Source organism: Enterobacter cloacae complex sp. P16RS2, from assembly GCF_014982155.1.
Classification (GTDB): domain Bacteria; phylum Pseudomonadota; class Gammaproteobacteria; order Enterobacterales; family Enterobacteriaceae; genus Enterobacter; species Enterobacter cloacae_M.
This window is the reverse complement of record NZ_JADCKW010000019.1, coordinates 26,630-43,264: the sequence shown is the minus strand read 5'-3', so window position 1 is coordinate 43,264 and position 16,635 is coordinate 26,630. Positions and strand designations below refer to the sequence as shown.

Here is a 16,635-nt window from a genome sequence, read left to right as displayed (position 1 = left end):
GACACCCATGAATTATTGCAAATCATAACATTAAGACATTGATTTAGATCGATTTTTTAGTCGATCAATATTTTTAGCCATGATAAAAAGAGGGTTTTAATTCATCATCAAAAATGCCTGAAAAATGGGCAAGGACGCTTTTATGAGTACCCTGAATTTCTCCCAAACGGCAGCCTTTATCTGGTCTGTTGCAGATCTCCTGCGCGGTGATTTTAAGCAATCTCAATATGGCCGCATTATTCTTCCGTTTACCCTGTTGCGCCGCCTGGAATGCGTCCTTGAAGAGACTAAAGAGGCCGTCGTTATTGAGGCTCAAAAGGTCCGTTCTTCGCCCCTGCCTGAAGAAGCGAAAGAAAAGTTAATCCTGCGCGCCACCAGCGGGCTGACGTTCTTTAACGCCTCGCCGCTGGATCTGAGCAAAATGGGTCAAAACGACATCAGGGCCAACCTGGAAAACTACATTCAGTATTTTTCCAGAGATGCGCGGGAAATTTTCGAGCACTTTAAATTCAGCGAATTCATCGGGTTGCTGGATGATGCCAACCTCCTCTATAAAGTGGTGCAGAAGTTTGCCACCACCGATCTCAGCCCGCAGGCCATCTCCAACCATGATATGGGGCTGGTCTTTGAAGAGCTGATCCGCCGTTTCGCCGAAAGCTCGAATGAAACTGCCGGTGAACACTTCACGCCGCGCGATATCGTGCGTCTCACTACCTCGCTGGTGTTTATGGAAGACGACGAGGCTCTCACCAAAGAGGGCGTCATTCGAACCCTTTACGATCCGACGGCGGGTACGGGCGGATTTCTCTCTGCCGGAATGGAGTACGTTCATGAACTCAACCCGAATGCGGTGATGCGCGCGTTCGGGCAAGAGCTGAACCCGGAGTCCTACGCTATCTGTAAGGCCGACATGCTGATAAAAGGTCAGGACGTCAGCCGCATCAAGCTGGGCAACACCCTTTCTAACGATCAGCTTCCCGCCGATCGCTTCGATTACATGCTGTCGAACCCGCCGTTTGGCGTGGACTGGAAGAAGATCGAAGCCGACGTTAACAACGAGCATCGCAAAGGATTTGACGGGCGTTTCGGGCCCGGCCTGCCGCGCGTATCCGACGGCTCGCTGCTGTTCCTGCTGCACCTGATCAGCAAAATGCGTGATGCCGATACCGGCGGGCGCATCGGGATCATTCTCAACGGTTCGCCACTGTTCACGGGCGGCGCGGGCAGCGGCGAAAGCGAGATCCGCCGCTACATCCTTGAAGCCGATCTGCTGGAAGGGATCGTCGCCCTGCCCACCGACATGTTCTACAACACAGGGATCGCCACCTACGTGTGGATCCTGTCGAACAAAAAGGCGGCGGAACGCAAAGGCAAGATCCAGCTGATCGACGCCAGCAAGCTGTGCAGCAAAATGCGTAAGTCACTGGGCGCGAAGCGCAACATGATGAGCGAGGAGGATATTCGGCTCATCACCCGTACCTTTGGCGACTTCGAAGTGGTGGATCTTAAGGACGCCGATGACAAACGCACTTTCGCCTGCAAGATTTTCAACAGCACCGACTTTGGCTTCCGCCGCCTGACCATTGAGCGCCCGCTGCGTCTGACGGCTCAGGTCACGGATGAATCCATTGCCGCGCTGCGCTTTGCCCCGAAACCGCTCAACGCCCCGATGGCGTGTCTGTACGACGCGTTCGGTGCCTTCTGGCAGGACGATAACTACGGCAGTTTTACCGAGTTTGAGGTGGAAGCACGCGCCGTTATCAAGGCCGAATTCCCCGAGCTTAAAGAGAAGCAGATTAAAGATCTGCTCGACGCAACGCTGTGGCGACAACAGCGCGCGCTGATGGTTAAAGCGCAAAAAATACAGACGTCGCTCGACGGGAAAGCTGGTGGGCGCGCTCAGCCGAGCGATGATTTCAATCAGTTCCAGCTGACGCTCAAAGAGGCGTTCAAAACTGCCGCCGTTAAGCTGGATGCCAAAGAGCATAAGCAGTTTATCGAGGCCATTACCCGCAAAAACCCTGACGCGGAGCCGGTCGTCAAAAAGGTGCTCAGGGAAGATGCGCAGCCGCTGTACGGCGCGTTTGCGTACCGCGGACAGGTGGTGGAGTTTGAACAGGATGCCGACCTGCGCGACAACGAGAACGTAGCGCTCGATCCGTCTGTTTCGACCAGCGATTTGATTGAAGGCTACGTGAAGGCGGAGGTGCTCCCGCACGTACCGGACGCGTGGATTAATGCCGATAAGCGCGATGCCCGCGACGGCGAGGTTGGCGTTGTCGGGTATGAGATTCCGTTTAACCGACATTTTTATGTCTATAAGCCACCGCGCCCGCTGGAGGAGATTGACGCGGAGCTGGATGCGCTGAGCGCGGAGATTATGAAGCTGCTGCAGGAGGTACACTCCTGATGGCTAAGTATAAGGCGTATCCGGAATATAGGGATTCTGGGGTTGAGTGGGTAGGGGAAATTCCTTCAACTTGGAATATTGTACACCTAAAGCATATTACAATAATTATCAATGGCTCAACTCCAAGTTCTGATATTGATGCATTTTGGAATGGTGAGATAAACTGGCTTACGCCAACTGATTTAAGTAAGAAAAAAGGGAGGTTCATTTATTCTAGTTTAAGGAAAATAACTAAAAGAGGATTAAACTCATGCGGAGCATCTTTAGTTCCTCCAAATACAGTTATTCTATCAACCAGAGCTCCGATTGGTTCATTAGCATTAAATAAAATATCATCCTGTACTAATCAAGGATGTAAATCTTTAGTTTGCAAAAACGATAATTTAAGTACATTCCTTTACTATTGGCTTACAATATTAAATGAGCAACTTAATAATCTTGGGCGAGGAAGTACTTTTTTAGAATTATCATCAGAAGATCTTGGTCAAGTTAAAATATCTATCCCGAATGAAAAGATAGATAAGACTGTTTGTTTTCTAAACAGTGAAACTGCGAAAATAGATGAGCTTATAGACAAACAACACCAATTTATCAAACTGCTAAAAGAAAAACGTCAGGCAGTGATTAGCCATGCGGTAACCAAAGGCCTAAACCCTGATGCACCGATGAAAGATTCTGGGGTTGATTGGTTAGGTAATATACCAGAACACTGGATGCTGAAAAGAGCAAAATTTATATTCCGTAAAATGCAAAGGCCGATATCAAAGCATGCTGGAATAATTACGGCATTTCGTGACGGACATGTCACACTTCGACAAAACAAAAGAACAGATGGGTTTACTTTCGCAATTAAAGAAATTGGGTATCAAGGGGTTTTAAAAGGGGATCTTGTGATACATGCTATGGATGGCTTTGCTGGTGCAATTGGGGTTAGTGATTCTAATGGAAAGTGCTCTCCTGTTTGCTCTGTTTGTATCCCTCATAAAAAGACACAAGTTTATACTAGCTATTATGGCTATCTCGTACGTCAATTAGCGGTTACTAATTTTATCCAATCGTTGTCTAAAGGAATCAGGGAGCGCTCAACAGAATTTCGTTTTAATGAATTTTCAGAATTACCTCTTCCTATTCCTAATTATGAAGAACAAATATTCATCTTCAAATATATAAAGAGACAGGAAGAAAAGATAGACGTACTGTTACAAAAACAACTCCAACAAATCGATCTCCTAAAAGAACGCCGCACCGCCCTCATCTCCGCCGCCGTCACCGGCAAAATCGATCTCCGCGACTGGACGCCTCCTGCCAGCAGCGCCGAAGCATCCCTCACCGCTGAGGAGGCCACAGCATGATCGCCGACGTCACCAAAGAATCGAACCTGCAGGCCGATATCATTCAGCAGATGTGTCAGAACGGCTGGGTCCCCGGCACGGGCAGCAAATACGATCGCGAACGTGCACTCTATCCGCAGGATGCACTGACGTTTGTCCAAATCACCCAGCCGCAGGAGTGGGAAAAATTCACCCGCATCTATCCCAACGACACCGAGCGTCATTTTCTCGATGCGCTGGTCGCGCAGCTTAAAAAAGCCGATGCCAACGCCACCGATCTCCAGTCCCGAACCTACGGAACCCTGGGGGTGCTGCGCCACGGCATCAAAAGCCATAACGCGCGCTTCAACCTGTGTCAGTTCAAGCCGGACCACAACCTCAACCCGGACACCCTTGCGCGCTATCGGCAAAACATCTGCCGTATCGTCCCGGAACTGGTTTATAGCCCCCACGCGAGCGGCACCGACACGGAGGCGAAAGCCAAACGCTGGCGCATCGATCTGGTGCTGTTTATCAACGGCCTTCCCGTTGCCACTCTCGAACTGAAATCCGAATTCAAGCAGACGGTCAACAGCGCCATCAACCAGTACAAAAAAACGCGCCTGCCAAAAGATCCGGAGACCAACAAACCTGAGCCGCTGCTGACCTTCAAGCGCGGCGCGCTGGTGCATTTCGCGGTCAGCCAGTACGAGGTCTACATGACTACCCGACTTGCCGGTGACGACACGTTCTTTCTGCCGTTCAACAAAGGCACTAAAGAGGGTGGCGCGGGTAACGATATCCCGGAGGATCACCATGAATACGCCACCAGCTATCTGTGGAACGAGGTATTGCTCCCTGACAATCTGCTGAAGATCCTCGCCTGTTTTGTGCATCTGCAAATCGAGGAAAAAGAGGACTGGGACGGTAAAAAGGTCAAAAAAGAGAGCCTGATCTTCCCGCGCTATCACCAGTGGGACGTCGTGAACAAGCTCATTGCCGCAGCAGATGAGGAAGGCACCGGCAACAAATACCTCATCCAGCACAGCGCCGGATCCGGAAAATCGAACTCCATCGCCTGGACGGCACATCAGCTCTCCTGCCTGCATAACGAAAAGGGTGAAAAACGCTTCCACTCGGTGATTGTTGTGACTGACCGCACCGTGCTGGACGATCAGCTCCAGGACACCATCTATCAGTTTGAACATGCGGACGGCGTGGTCGGGCGAATCAACAACCGCGAGGGGGAAGGCTCGAAATCGGAGAAGCTCGCCAGCGCGCTGGAGCATTCGCAGCCCATCATCATCGTCACCATTCAGACTTTCCCTTTCGTACTTAAAGCAATCGAAAACAGCACCTGTCTCAAAGAGCGAACCTACGCGATCATCGCAGATGAAGCTCACTCCTCTCAGAGCGGCTCCACGGCGCGCCAGCTGAAAGAGGTGCTGATGAGCGAAGGAGCCGACGACGATGTGGTCCTCACCTCTGAAGATATCCTCGACGCCACCCTTGCCGCCCGCAGCGGGAGCAGCAATCTTAACTTCTACGCCTTCACCGCGACGCCGAAGGCGAAAACCCTGGAGCTTTTTGGCCGTAGACCCAACCCGCACGAGCCCGCATCCAGAACCAACAAACCTGCGGCGTTCCACGTTTACTCCATGCGTCAGGCCATTGAGGAGGGCTTTATCCTCGACGTGCTGAAAAACTACACCAATTACAAAGTGGCCTATAAGCTGCTGCAAAAAATGGGTGATAAAGACCGGGAAGTGGACAGCAAACGGGCGAAGATCAGGCTCAACCAGTGGGTGACGTTGCACGACCACAATGTCTCGCAAAAGGTAAAAGTCATCGTTGAGCATTACCGCCAGCACGTAATGCATCTGCTCGGCGGACAGGCAAAAGCGATGGTGGTCACCAGCTCTCGCAAAGCTGCCGTGCGCTATAAGCTGGCGTTTGATAAATACATTGCCGACATGGGCTACGGGAAGATCACTGCGATGGTGGCGTTCTCAGGCGAAGTTGAGTTTCAGGAAAATGACATGAACAGCCTTGCGCTATTGCACCAGAAATTTACTGAAATCAATATGAACCCGGCGCTCAAAGGCCGCGATATGCGTAAGGCGTTTGATACCGATGACTATCAGGTGATGCTGGTGGCTAATAAGTTCCAGACCGGCTTTGACCAGCCTAAGCTATGCGCCATGTACGTGGATAAAGCGCTTGGCGGCGTGGAGTGCGTGCAGACGCTGTCGCGGCTGAACCGAACCTATCCAGGTAAAAAGGAATCCGGCACCTTTGTACTCGATTTTTATAATGAACCTGACGATATTCTCGCTGCCTTTCAGCCCTACTATCAAACGGCTGAATTGACCGATGTCAGCGATCCGGGTCTGGTGTTCGATCTGTACGAGAAACTTCGCGCGACGGGGATATTTTTATGGCACGAAGTCGAACAGCTATGCGAGGCTTTTTACAGTAAGAAGAAATCGAATGCGACGCTCAGCAATATTTGCCTGCCCGCAGTAAACCGCTGGGCAATGCGGTATGCCTCCGCGAAAGAGGCGTATATCAGCGCCAAACAGATCTATGAGTTAACAAAAAGGGATTCTCCTAACCCCATCTTGCTCGCAAACGCGGAAAACAGTTTTAAAGCCTGCAAGCAGGAAAAAGATCGTCTGGAGATCTTCAAAAAAGATCTCGGTAGCTTTGTACGCTTTTATGAATTTATGTCCCAGATCGTCTCCTACGATGACAAGTCGCTGGAGAAGTTAAGCCTTTATTGTCGACACCTTCGCCCTTTACTGCGTGAAGAATCAACAGATGAAGATGACGTCGATCTTTCCAATGTTGAAATGAGCCACTATCGGCTTTCAAAGATCCATGAGCAGCATATTAAGCTTCAGGAGGATGCGGCAGAATATAAGCTCAACCCGGTTAATGACATCGGCACCGCAAAAGCAAAAGATAAGAAAGAGGAGTTTATGTCGCAGGTTCTGGCGCAGCTCAACGAGCTGTTTATCACCGAAAACCTGACCGACAAAGATATGCTCAACTATGCCTTTGTGGTTTACGATAAGCTTGCAGAAAACAAACTTGTCATGACCCAACTCGACAACAATACCCGTGAGCAGGCCATGCTGGGCGACTTCACGAAAGCTATTGATGACGCCGTGATAGACAGCAACGAAGCGCACAAGGAGATGATGATGCAGTATTTATCGTCTCCTGACGTTGCCAGAGGGTTTGCTCACCTGATGTATGACATCGCAAAAATGCGCAGGGAATCGATTAATGAGTGATATCCAGCTCTTCCGCTACAGTGCTAGCGGCGTAAAAGAACTTTCCGGTAAAGCAGCAACCATCGAAAAAGAGCTGCAATCCTTGATCGAATCCCGAATGGATACCTTTCTCGGGGTTCGTTTTCTCGACAGTGAATACAGTACCGGTAAGACCCACCGTGGGCGTATTGATTCACTGGGGCTGGACGAAAATAACTGTCCGGTCATTATCGAATATAAACGTCACAGCAACGAAAATGTCATCAACCAGGGGCTGTTTTATCTGGACTGGCTTCTCGATCATAAGGCCGAGTTTAAGTGGCTGGTTATGGAGAAGCTCGGTAAAGAGACGGCAGAGGCCATCGACTGGTCAGGCACGCGCCTGCTCTGTATTGCCGCTGATTTTAATAAGTATGACGAACATGCCGTTCAGCAAATTAACCGCAATATTAGCCTGATTCGTTACAAGCTTTTTTCTGACGATCTGTTGATGTTCGAACTGGTCAATGCCGTGGTTGAAAACGCGTTTTCAGAGGCTGCAACCGATACGCTAACCGCTGCCGCTGGCAAGCGTAACACACGGTCGCATAGCGAACAGATCGCCAGCGCGTCCACCGAATTAGCCACTTTGTTCGAACAGCTTAAAAGCTACGTCCTGTCTCTTGGCGATGAGGTGCAATACAAAGAACTAAAGCTATACGGCGCATTCCGCCGTATGAGAAATTTTGTTTGCGCCGGCGTTTACCCCGTTACAGATCCCCATATCCGTTTGTGGCTGAAACTGGATCCTGAGCATATTCATTTAGAAGAAGGATTTAGCCGGGATGTAACTCATATTGGGCACTGGGGAACGGGCAACGTTGAGCTAGTCGTTCGCAATGAAAATGACCTGATGAAAGCGAAACTGCTGATCGAAAAGGCTTATCAGGAGAATTGATACTAATTTGTTTCAGGGCCGAGAGTGGTAAATTCTGTTCGTCATCATGCTTTCTTGCTCCGGGAAAATTTTTCTCCCGGAGCTGGCTAATCAAGCCCCTAACCGATAATCCCAGTCATCCGAATGAATAACATTACCGTCACGGTAATGCCAGGCAATCTTTTCATAACGAAGCAGAACAAGCTCAAGATGCCCCTGTTTTTCATGATAAGTCTCTTTCACGTCATGCATTAATGAAAACAGCGTGACGACTTTTACCGATTCCAGCGTTATCGTGAAATAGATTTCCTCGTGACCGGCATCATTGATTCTGTAAAGGTCGATAGTTGCTTTCCTGAGCGTACCGCCCGTGCTAAGCGCTTTATAGAGATAAACGCTGGAGGCATCAATTTCCTTTTCAATGAGAAAAGGGCGATGCTGGCGTTTGCTCAACACTCTGCCATTATGCAGGTCAGAATTATAGCTTACGTTATGATAGAGCCCTAAAACCTCAATTTGGTTTTCACGGTCTGTAACTTTCACGCTCCCTTTTATAATATTACCCGCATCGTCAGTTAATGACATATATCCCGGAATGGCCATTTAAATATCCTTATCGAATGGAACAGAGTGTTCAACGGTGGCGATCATAACGGCGAGACATTTTTTACCCTTCGGACTGTTAACCTTAAACATCTCCCTGATTGAATCTACATAAAGCTTATTGCTCTCTGCTTCCGTCTCAGGGAAATTAGCAAAAGCGCAGACTTGTTCAATAGTGAGCAACGGCTTATCGTCTTTTAAGATTGCTAAGACACCTTCAGGGTTATGCGGGATGGCTTCTGAAAGCGCCGCCTTTAAATCTTCAGCCGTACTGGCATCTACTCCGGGTTCTAGGGCACTCGCGACAGCTAACCATTTCTGGTTTCCTTTGCTAATCTCTGGGATAACATGATTCCACCATTCCGACTCATCGCTATCATTAGCATATAATTGTGCAACAACATGCCAGGCACCTTTCTCGTTTATCATCTGCAAAAGTTGCTCTGGAGTGTGACTTTTGGCAAATAAAGCCAACGGGAAGTACAATAAGAGCACAATGATATATTTCATTATCGCACCACCAGAATTGTGTCACCCGAATCATAAATCATATGGCGCTTGTCCTGACCGTTCATAATGATGCAACCAGCTGATGCTGAGCCTGGCGGTTGACCTTTTTTATCCCCATGAATTTGAAAATGATCTCTACCAAAGGTATTGGTCCCCGCTATAGGTTCAAGAATAATAGCCTCTGCACTTTTATGATTATTCCACCCGGCAATAAAATAAATACCTCTGGGAATGGGGCCTCTGTTTCGTTGACCTTCACACTCTGGCTTATCTTTCGATTCACCCGCTCCGCTGTAGCAGTTAGCGACAAACACACCATTATGACTCAATACCCCTGTCGAAACTTTATACTCCCATGTCATCAATACCGTCTCCTTTCATAAATAGTCTTTTATCTTATGGCTAATGAGAGCGTTAAAATGACTACGACGGTCACAAAAAATTACGTCCGAAAATAAATAAGCACAAAAAATATAGAAAAATTAATAATAGATAATTTAGATGTATATATTTTTTATATAGACGCCATTTGTTCACACTGAGAATGAGTCTCCCCCTTACACCAGCTTTGCACTTTTGGTTCACTTGCCTCTATCCTTACCCCATGGAAAAAATAGCTGAACTCAAACGCGCCAAGCTGCTGGCGCTGTCGCTGCTGCTGATTGCCGCCGCAGCCTTTATCACCACCCTGTTCCTGCCGCAGACATTCTGGGTGCGCGGCGTCAAGGCCATTGCCGAGGCGGCGATGGTCGGCGCGCTGGCTGACTGGTTTGCGGTCGTCGCGCTGTTCCGTCGGGTGCCGATTCCTTTTATCTCCCGCCATACGGCGATCATCCCTCGCAATAAAGACCGGATCGGCGACAATCTCGGCCTGTTCGTGCAGGAGAAATTTCTGGATACCCAGTCGCTGGTCGCGTTGATCCGCCGCTATGAGCCCGCGCAAATGATTGGCGCCTGGTTCAGCAAGCCCGACAACGCTCAGCGCGTCGGGCTGCACTTGATGCAGGTGATGAGCGGTTTTCTCGAACTCACGGACGACGGGCGTATTCAGCGCCTGCTCAAACGGGCAGTGCATAAGGCCATCGACAAGGTTGATTTCACCGAAACCAGCGCAGTGATGCTGGAGAGCATGACCAAAAACAACCGCCACCAGGTGCTGCTGGATGCGATCATCAACCGTCTGATTACCCTGATTCAGCGGGAGAGCACGCGGGACTTTATTGCCGATCAGATTGTCCACTGGCTGAAGACCGAGCATCCGCGCAAAGCGATGGTGCTGCCCACCGAGTGGCTGGGCGATCAAAGCGCGGAGATGGTGTCGAACGCGGTGAACACGCTGCTGGACGATATCAGCCACGACCGCACGCACCAGATCCGCCATGCGTTCGACCGCGCCACGCTGAAGCTTATCGACAACCTGAAAAACGATCCGGAAATGGCGGCGAAAGCCGACAACATCAAGCACTACCTGAAAAACGATGAGGCGTTTAACCGCTATCTGGGCGAGATGTGGGCCGACCTGCGCCAGTGGCTGAAAGCGGATATGCAAAGCGAGGATTCGCGGGTGAAGCAGCGCATCGCCAACGCCGGGCTGTGGTTTGGCGAAACGCTGTCTAACGACGCCAGCCTGCGGGCGTCGCTGAACGAGCATCTGGAGCAGGCCGCGCACCGCCTCGCGCCGGATTTTGCCGCCTTCCTGACGCGCCACATCAGCGACACGGTCAAAAGCTGGGACGCCAAAGACATGTCCCGCCAGATTGAGCTGAACATCGGTAAAGATCTGCAGTTCGTCCGTGTCAACGGCACGCTGGTCGGCGGGACGATTGGCCTGATCCTGTTTTTACTCTCGCAGCTGCCTGCCGTGCTGGGACATTAATCTACCTTGGGCGGCGCGATGACGTAGCGCGTCGCTTCGAAGCGATTGAGGATCAGGTGCACCAGGAAGACCATCGTCAGCGTTGCGACCAGCGAAAAGGTGACGGAAGTGATGCGATAGAGATCGCTGAACACCAGGTCAGTGTCCGGGTGCATGTTCTGCCCGAACATAATGCCGATGGTGGTGATGCTGGAAAACCCCACGCCCGCGCCCACCTTTTCCATCACGTGGAGTCGCGCGCCAAACGCCAGCCCGAGGCCGATCAGGGGCATCATCAACAGCATATGGCTGCTGTGATCGTAGAGGATCAGCTGCACCACCAGAATATAGAGGCAGCCCAACACCACGCCGACCACGCGCCAGATAGAGCTCATCACCGAACCGCGATAGTGCATCGGGAACAGGATCAAAATCCCCGCCATCAGCGCCGAAAGCGAATCGCTTAAGTCGCTAATCTGAAACACCACGAATATCAGCGTCGCGACGGTACCGGAGAGCAGCGACTCGTGGCGCACGCGGGCATCGTCTTTCTCAATCAGCGGCGGCGGCCTGCGGGGCTCAACGTCAGGCAGGAGATAGTTCATCAGCGCGCTCAGGCACACCGCCATCACGCTCGCTTCGATGTTGGAAAACAGCAGCGTGTGCCAGCTGGTGGTGGGGTAGCTCATAAAGTTGAGCATCACGCTCTGGCACACCACGCCCATTGAGCCAAACAGGAACAGCGGCCCCTTGCTCATAAAACGAAAACGCATCACGTACAGGGCGAACACCACCAGCGTCATGATGACCGGCCATTGCGACAGATAGCCGATAATGAAGATCATTTCGACGCAGTTTAGCGCGGCGCTGAAGATAAACTGCTTCGCCACGTGGCGGTTAAACACCGGCACCAGCGACAGGAGCATGATCGGATAGACCACGAAAAATACGCCGTAGCTGGTGTTGTAGAAGCTGGAGATGCTGAGCGCAATCATCCCGGCGAAGACGATGCGCAGGGTCTGGCGAAAGTCGTTTGCCGTATAGACGATGTTGCCGTGCGGGGTAAACACCCGCGCCAGGGTGCTAATAGACATAGTGAAGCAGGCTCACCAGGTGGATCTGCATCCCGGAGAAAAAGCGCGCAAACGGCCCCTCGCTGTTATAGAGCTGCACGGTCGCGCGCGCGCCGGTCGGCAGATGCTTCGGCAGCGCCTCGTCCAGCGCAACGTGAATGCGCATGCGCTGGGCGTCACGCACCCAGCGGTTGGAGGTTTCCGGTTCGGACAGCTGGCCGTTCACGGCCTCCTGACCCGCCAGTATCCCCGCGTCGCTGCTGGTCACGTGGGCGCGGAAAACGTGCCCCGGGAAGGCGTCAAACACCACGGCGGCATCGGTGCCCTGATGGGTGTGACGCAGGCTTTTTTCGCGAAAATCGGCCACGATATCGGTCTGGTTGTTCACCAGCGCCAGCGCGGCGGAACCCGAGGAGGCGTAAAAGCCCGGGCTTAACTGCAGGTTACTGACCGTGCCGTCCGCCTGGGCGTAGACCTTCGTCCAGCCGAGGTTAAGCTCTGCCTCATCCAGCGCGTTGCGGTATTTTTGCAGCGTCACGTTGCGATGCTCGTCCCGCTCGCCGCGCTGAATACGCAGGTTATGGATATTGGCCTGGATGGAGCTGACGGACTGCTCGCTGCTCTGCCAGGTGGTGCGAACCTTATCCAGATCCGCCTGCGAGACGTTCTGCAGGGTGCTCAGCTTCTGGTAGCGATCGAAGGTCACTTTGTCGTTACGCGCGGTCAGCACGGCGGTTTTCAGGCTGGCCTGCGCGGCGGCGATCTGCGCATCCAGCTGGTCGTTGGAAAGGCGTGCCTGCTCAAGCGCGATTTGCGCCGCTTCCACTTTATTGCGAAACGGCGTGTCGTCGAGCTCAAACAGCAGATCGCCTTTCTTCACCTGGCTGTTGTTATGGACATGTACCGCCGCCACGTAGCCGGAGACGCGCGGAGAAACCGGCGTCACCACGCGCATCACGGTGGAGTCCGGCGTCAGCGGGATCCAGATATCCGCGACGATAAAGTAGACAAACATCAGCAGGAAAGAGGCAATACTCACCCTTACCCAGCGGGCAAACTTTTGTTCAGGGGTCATTATTTTTCGGTCTTGTTATCTTCTTCGCGGATAGTCCGCAAATTGCAGGCGAATTGATTCAGGGTGGCGCTGAAAATGTCGATATGTTCCGGCGCGATGTTTTGCGATACGCGCGCCTGATAGGTCTCAATCACCTGAGTGAGCCTTTTTAATATGGCTTTTCCCTCAGGCGTCAGCGTCAGAAGCCGGATGCGCTTGTCATAAGGCGATACGGAGCGCAGCAGGTAACCCTGCTTTTCCAGCTGTGCCAGGGTGCGCATCAGCGGCGGCAGTTCAATGCCCTGCACCTCCGCCAGCTCACTCACGGAGACGTTATCCCCGAGCTGATGAAGCTGCATCATCACCGTCCAGCTCGACTGGGTTAACCCGGTATCGAGAATGGCGTCGTCGATTACCGCACGCCACTGGCGCACGATCATCGCCATCCGCATGCCCATCGGCCTGCGGCTAAACAGTTCTTCTTCGCTCATGGGGAAACCTCTCGTCACACGCGGCCACGATAATAGTTATCAGGATAAGTATCAAGAAACGAGAGGCGAAAGAGCAGGAATTGCAAAACGACGTCTCCCCCTCCCCGTGGGAGAGGGTCGGGGTGAGGGCACCAGCCCGCAGCGGAGTTTAGCGGCTAAAAAGTCTCTTAACAGCAGCCCTACCTGAAGCCGTCACCACCACCTCCCTGTATCCCGCCACCCGCTGGATCCACCCTTTGCTTTCCAGATGAATGAGCAGCGCCGCGCCCGCCTCACCGCCCAGATGAAACCGCCGCTCGCTCCAGTCCAGACAGGCGCAGCAGGCTTTGCGGCGCGGGTGAGCGCTTAACGGAATACCGAGCGCCAGGAACTGCTCCCGGCCATACAGGGTCAACGCTGAACCGTCAGCCTCCAGCCAGCCTTCCGTCTGCATGAAATCATAGATCTGCACCGCAACCGTTCCGGCAAGATGGTCGTAGCAGGTTCGGGCCTCGCGCATGGCCTTCGGTGCGGTCGTTTCCGGCGGGGCAATGCGGCTCCAGGAGAGCCCCATCATCTGCTCCACCAGCTCCGCCACCTCGTGCCCCGCCAGACGATAATAGCGGTGCCGCCCCTGCGACAGGCAGGTAATCAGCTTTCCCTCCACCAGCCGGGCGAGATGCCCGCTGGCGGTCGACGGCGCAACCTCTGCCGCCGCGCTCAGCTCGGTGGCGGTCCACGCCCGCCCGTCCATCAGCGCGCACAGCATCTTTACGCGCGAGGGATCGGCCATTGCGGCCGCCACCGCGGCAATGGCCTGTTCCAGCGCCGCGCCGTTCTCAGGAGGTAGGCTCGTTTTTAACATATGTTGCCCAGGGTTCGGTGATCTCTGCGGCCAGCTTATCATCATCCGTCAGCAGAATAAGGTGATTCGCATGGTCGCTGTACTGAGTCAGGATAGACACGCCGCGTGCCGCCAGCGCCGCTGCGATCTCGCCCAGCTCGCCGGGGCGCTCCTGCCTGAGTTTCCGAATCACCGGCTTACGCAACGCCTGCACGGTAAACCCGGCGTCGAGCAGCACGCGTCGCGCTTTTTCCCCGTCTTCCACCAGAAAATGGGCATCGGTACCAAATACGCCTCCGCCCTCCAGCCCCACGCCGTTGCGCCCCAGCAGCTGTCCAAAGCGCGCCAGCTCGCCGGGCCTGTCGCTAAAAATCACATGAACGTCATACATCCGCGTGCCCTCCGGTTTCGGAACTGTACTCCCGCACCAGCTGCGCCACCCGAATGCGGTAGTACGCGAAAATCGACTCCCGCCCTTCGGCCTGCGCGGCCTGATGGAAGACGTTCTGCTTCCAGCTACGGACGGCCTCCTCATCCCGCCACCAGGAAAGCGACAGGATTTTGCCGTCGGTCGTCAGGCTCTGGAACCGTTCAATATCAATAAAGCCGTCGATGTCCGCCAGCAAAGGTTTGAGTTCGGCAGCGAGCTGAAGATAGCGCGCCTGATGGGCGGGCGCGGCTTTGGCTTCGAAAATGACTGCAATCATGATGGTCTCTCCGTAGTGATGTTGGGGAGAGAATGCAGGGTAGAGAGGAACGATGCTTCGGCAAAGAGCGAAGCGTTGTGCCGGATGGTGCTGCGCTTATCCGGCCAGTGGGATGATGTAGGCCCGGCAAGCGCAGCGCCACCGGGCAGGTTTTAGCTCAGAATCGACTTAGGCTCCATAAACGCCCGAATTCCCCACTCGCCCATCTCGCGCCCCACGCCGGAGTGCTTAAACCCGCCGAACGGCGCTTTCGGCTCATGGGCAAGGGTATTCACCAGCACGCGACCGGAAACAATCTGCTGCGCCACGCGTCGCGCGCGGTTCGCATCGCCGCCCAGCACCATCGCGCTCAGTCCGTAATCGGTGTCGTTGGCAATGGCGATAGCCTCCGCCTCGTCACGATAGGGGATCGCGCACAGCACCGGGCCGAAAATCTCGTCACGGGCGACCGTCATCCGGTTGTTCACGTCGGCAAACAGCGTCGGGCGCACAAACCAGCCGTCTCGCGTGCCGTCCGGTCTCCCTTCACCACCCGCCAGCAGACGCGCCCCCTCTTCAATACCTTTACGGATATAGCCCTGCACCCGCTGCCACTGCTTCTCGCTGACCATCGGGCCGACGTCCGTCGCGCTATCGCGCGGATCGCCCGATTTCACCGCCGCCACGGCCTGCGCCAGCGCGGTTTCGATCTCAGCCTTGCGCGCCTGCGGCACCAGAATGCGCGTTCCGGCCACGCACGCCTGCCCGCTGTTCATAAACCCGGCCTGAATCACCAGCGGGATCGCCTGCGCCAGATCCACATCATCCAGCAGGATCGTCGGCGATTTACCGCCTAACTCCAGGGTCACGCGCTTAAAGCTCTCCGCCGCGTTGCGCAGGATCGCCTTGCCGGTATTCGTCGAGCCGGTAAACGAGATTTTTGCCACATCCGGATGGCGGCTGATGGTTTCACCGACGGTTTCGCCGCGCCCGGTGACGATGTTAAACACCCCCGGCGGCAGCGCGGCATCGCGCAGCGCTTCGGTGACAATCCGGGTTTGCAGGGCGCTCATTTCGCTCGGCTTGATGACTGCCGTACAGCCCGCAGCCAGCGCGGCCGCCAGCTTGCCGCAGATAAACCCCGCGTCGCTGTTCCACGGCGTGATAAGCCCGGCCACGCCAAGCGGCGTCATCTGCACCGTCGCTGCGCCTGCGGGGATGACGAACTCAAACGCCTCCAGCGCCTCGATGGCCTGAGCAATCACCTCCGCCGGATAGCTGGCCATCCACGCCGAGCGCGAGGCGGGCGCGCCGTACTCTTCAATAACCGCTTCCAGCAGATCGTCGTGACGGGCGGCCACGGCGGCGTGCATGCGTTTTAGCGCCGCGATGCGTTCCTGCTTTGTGGTCCGTGACCACGCCGGAAACGCCGCTTTTGCCGCCGCAACGGCGCGCTCCGCGTCAACCTCATCCGCCAGACGAACCTGGCCGATGACCTGCGCCGTCGCCGGGTTGTACAAATCAAACCACTCGGTGCCGTGCGGGGTAACAAATTCGCCGTTAATAAAGATCTGTTCGATGGTGTGCATATAAACCTCCTCAGGCTGTGTGAGCACAGTCTGTCAC

15 protein-coding genes are annotated in these 16,635 nt (G+C 53.9%); 5 read left to right on the top strand and 10 right to left on the bottom strand.

The annotated features are described in order from the left end of the window. Window positions 1-142: 142 nt before the first annotated feature. The 4 genes from INF68_RS13335 to INF68_RS13320 are packed head-to-tail and all read left to right on the top strand — an operon-like array spanning window position 143 to window position 7,935. A complete protein-coding gene (locus tag INF68_RS13335) occupies window positions 143-2,410 on the top strand; it encodes a class I SAM-dependent DNA methyltransferase (protein ID WP_126786280.1) in 2,268 nt (755 codons plus the stop codon). Continuing rightward, on the top strand, window positions 2,410-3,762 hold the full coding sequence (locus INF68_RS13330; protein ID WP_126786279.1) for a restriction endonuclease subunit S: 1,353 nt from the start codon (window positions 2,410-2,412) through the stop codon (window positions 3,760-3,762). The genes INF68_RS13335 and INF68_RS13330 overlap by 1 nt, the downstream gene beginning before the upstream one ends. Next, window positions 3,759-7,019 (top strand): type I restriction endonuclease subunit R, encoded by a 3,261-nt coding sequence (locus INF68_RS13325; RefSeq protein ID WP_126786278.1) that lies wholly within the window; start codon window positions 3,759-3,761, stop codon window positions 7,017-7,019. Before INF68_RS13330 ends, INF68_RS13325 begins: the two co-directional genes overlap by 4 nt. Continuing rightward, window positions 7,012-7,935, top strand: a complete 924-nt coding sequence (locus INF68_RS13320; RefSeq protein ID WP_126786277.1) for a DUF5655 domain-containing protein — start codon at window positions 7,012-7,014, stop codon at window positions 7,933-7,935. The genes INF68_RS13325 and INF68_RS13320 overlap by 8 nt, the downstream gene beginning before the upstream one ends. Window positions 7,936-8,025: 90 nt before the next feature. On the opposite strand, the gene tssD is transcribed toward INF68_RS13320, so the two are convergent. The 3 genes from tssD to INF68_RS13305 are packed head-to-tail and all read right to left on the bottom strand — an operon-like array spanning window position 8,026 to window position 9,389. Beyond that, window positions 8,026-8,517 carry a type VI secretion system tube protein TssD gene (gene tssD, locus INF68_RS13315; RefSeq protein WP_045404518.1) on the bottom strand — a complete coding sequence of 164 codons (492 nt, stop codon included), beginning with the start codon at window positions 8,515-8,517 and terminating at the stop codon, window positions 8,026-8,028. Then, window positions 8,518-9,027, bottom strand: coding sequence for a hypothetical protein (locus INF68_RS13310; RefSeq protein WP_126786276.1), 510 nt, complete (start codon window positions 9,025-9,027; stop codon window positions 8,518-8,520). After that, the gene (locus INF68_RS13305; RefSeq protein WP_023310258.1) at window positions 9,027-9,389 is read right to left on the bottom strand and encodes a tlde1 domain-containing protein; all 363 of its coding nucleotides are present in this window, start codon (window positions 9,387-9,389) and stop codon (window positions 9,027-9,029) included. Before INF68_RS13305 ends, INF68_RS13310 begins: the two co-directional genes overlap by 1 nt. 242 nt (window positions 9,390-9,631) lie before the next feature. Between INF68_RS13305 and INF68_RS13300 the strand changes: the two genes are divergently transcribed. After that, window positions 9,632-10,903 carry a DUF445 domain-containing protein gene (locus INF68_RS13300; protein WP_126786275.1) on the top strand — a complete coding sequence of 424 codons (1,272 nt, stop codon included), beginning with the start codon at window positions 9,632-9,634 and terminating at the stop codon, window positions 10,901-10,903. Here the strand turns inward: INF68_RS13300 and INF68_RS13295 are convergent. From INF68_RS13295 to INF68_RS13265, 7 genes are all read right to left on the bottom strand, one after another. Then, a complete protein-coding gene (locus INF68_RS13295) occupies window positions 10,900-11,976 on the bottom strand; it encodes a DUF2955 domain-containing protein (protein WP_023310256.1) in 1,077 nt (358 codons plus the stop codon). The genes INF68_RS13300 and INF68_RS13295 overlap by 4 nt on opposite strands. Further along, on the bottom strand, window positions 11,966-13,033 hold the full coding sequence (locus INF68_RS13290) for an HlyD family secretion protein (RefSeq protein WP_123244547.1): 1,068 nt from the start codon (window positions 13,031-13,033) through the stop codon (window positions 11,966-11,968). Before INF68_RS13290 ends, INF68_RS13295 begins: the two co-directional genes overlap by 11 nt. Then, entirely contained in the window at window positions 13,030-13,500 is a 471-nt protein-coding gene (locus tag INF68_RS13285) for a MarR family winged helix-turn-helix transcriptional regulator (RefSeq protein WP_023310254.1), read from the bottom strand. Before INF68_RS13285 ends, INF68_RS13290 begins: the two co-directional genes overlap by 4 nt. Window positions 13,501-13,648: 148 nt before the next feature. Then, complete coding sequence (locus INF68_RS13280; RefSeq protein ID WP_126786274.1) at window positions 13,649-14,344, bottom strand: helix-turn-helix transcriptional regulator; 696 nt, start codon at window positions 14,342-14,344, stop codon at window positions 13,649-13,651. Then, window positions 14,319-14,714 (bottom strand): amino acid-binding protein, encoded by a 396-nt coding sequence (locus INF68_RS13275; RefSeq protein WP_126786273.1) that lies wholly within the window; start codon window positions 14,712-14,714, stop codon window positions 14,319-14,321. The genes INF68_RS13280 and INF68_RS13275 overlap by 26 nt, the downstream gene beginning before the upstream one ends. Continuing rightward, window positions 14,707-15,030, bottom strand: a complete 324-nt coding sequence (locus INF68_RS13270; RefSeq protein ID WP_023310251.1) for an antibiotic biosynthesis monooxygenase — start codon at window positions 15,028-15,030, stop codon at window positions 14,707-14,709. Before INF68_RS13270 ends, INF68_RS13275 begins: the two co-directional genes overlap by 8 nt. Before the next feature lie 152 nt (window positions 15,031-15,182). Further along, window positions 15,183-16,598 (bottom strand): aldehyde dehydrogenase family protein, encoded by a 1,416-nt coding sequence (locus tag INF68_RS13265; protein WP_126786272.1) that lies wholly within the window; start codon window positions 16,596-16,598, stop codon window positions 15,183-15,185. Between the last annotated feature and the right edge of the window lie 37 nt (window positions 16,599-16,635).